Raw genomic sequence first — 1,592 nt, 5'->3', positions numbered from 1 at the left:
TGACTGAAGCGGACGTCGGTGAGTTGGGGGAAGGTGATGAAGAAGTGCGCCGCCAACTTGCGGTACGTCTCGGGACGGTCCTCGTACCCCGCATCGACCTTGCGCCCGAAGTGGTAGATCGCGTCGTACCCACCGAACACGATCCTGTTGTCCTCGGTCATGCGGTAGTAGTGAAACTGGTTGGCGGAGTCGCCGATTCCCTGTCGGTTCTGCCATCCGATGCTTCGCACCTGCGCGTCCGTCAGCGGTTCGGTGGCCAGCACGTAGTCATAGACGGGCACGGTGTGCCACCGGTTGCGCCGCAGCAGATGGGGAAACACGTTCGTCGCCAGCACGACCTGTCCGGCCGTGATGACGGAACCTCCGGTGTCGACCCGGATGGCGGCCTGCCCGGAGTCCAGCGACCTGGCGTTGGTGTGCTCGTAGATGCTCACACCGGCGTCACGGCACGCGCGGGCCAGCTCGAACACCAACTTCGCGGGGTGCACGATCGCGCAGCTGTCGCGGTGTTGCAGCCCGGCCAGGAACGTCGGCGAAGCCACCTCGGCGCGCACGGAGTCCTCGTCGAGGAACTGCCCGTCTCCGTCGGCGGCCGACTCCTTGAGCCAGCTCACCTGGTGCGGCTCGGTCGCCACGGCGAGCATCCCGGTCCGCTGCCACTCGACGTCGAGGCCCAGCCGTTCGATCTCGGCCTGCATGCCGTCCAGGTTCTCAAGACCCATGGCCTCGAGTTGATCGATTTCGCCTGCCCAGCGGGTCTTTCCGTTCTCCCTGCCGTGTGTGATGCTCGCTTCGACGAATCCGCCGTTGCGCCCGGATGCCGCCCATCCGATTCGGTAGGCGTCGATCAGAACGATGCGTCGGTCCGGATTGCGCTGCGCGGCATGCAGTGCCGTCCACAATCCGGCGTAACCGCCGCCGACCACCAAAAGGTCGCACGTGATCGAGCCCGACAGCGCGGGGTATTCGGGACGCGCCATGTCGAGCCACATGGATCCGAAGGCGCTTACGGCAAGGGAACGTTCGATCAGCGCGGGATCGACACGAGAATCGAAGACGGTATCCACGGCACAGACATTACCGAGGGCGGCACATCGCACGTCGTCAATTCGGTGCGGCGACCGGGAGACGGGCGCGGTGCGGCTCCCAGCCGGGCGGGCCGAAGACGTAGCCGAGCCGGTCGCGCAGACGGTCGGCGCGTCGGACGTCGCGCGCGATCGCCACGTATTCGTGGGTCTGCAACTTCCAGACGTTGTACGTGGAAACCTGTTTGGTCAGCCCGTAGTGCGGCCGGAACACCTCGTCGGCATAGGTGCCGAACAGCCGGTCCCACAGAATGAAGATGCCGCCGTAATTCTTGTCGAGGTACTGCTGATCCATCCCGTGGTGCACGCGGTGATGCGACGGCGTGTTGAAGAGGAACTCGACTGGCCGCCACATCTTGTCGATGCGCTCGGTGTGCACCCAGAACTGGTAGATCAGGTTCAGCGAGAAGCTGGCGAACACCATCCACGGCGGAACACCCAACAGCGGCAACGGAATCCAGATCAGGATCTCCCCGCTGTTGTTCCACTTCTGCCGCAGTGCGGTGG

Annotated in this window: 2 protein-coding genes; both read right to left on the bottom strand. The window is 64.7% G+C overall.

Going from position 1 to position 1,592, the window contains the following annotated elements; genetic code table 11:
• On the bottom strand, positions 1 to 1,067 hold a 1,067-nt coding region (locus ACRDUX_RS26635; RefSeq protein ID WP_526418159.1), incomplete at its 3' end, for an NAD(P)/FAD-dependent oxidoreductase.
• A gap of 37 nt (positions 1,068 to 1,104) precedes the next feature.
• Positions 1,105 to 1,592 (bottom strand): sterol desaturase family protein (locus ACRDUX_RS26630; protein ID WP_526418157.1); only part of this gene is annotated, 488 nt, incomplete at its 5' end.

The sequence above is a fragment of the Mycobacterium sp. genome (assembly GCF_050701675.1).
Classification (GTDB): domain Bacteria; phylum Actinomycetota; class Actinomycetes; order Mycobacteriales; family Mycobacteriaceae; genus Mycobacterium.
Note: the sequence above shows the minus strand (reverse complement) of the source record. Positions and strands in the feature narration are given on the sequence as shown.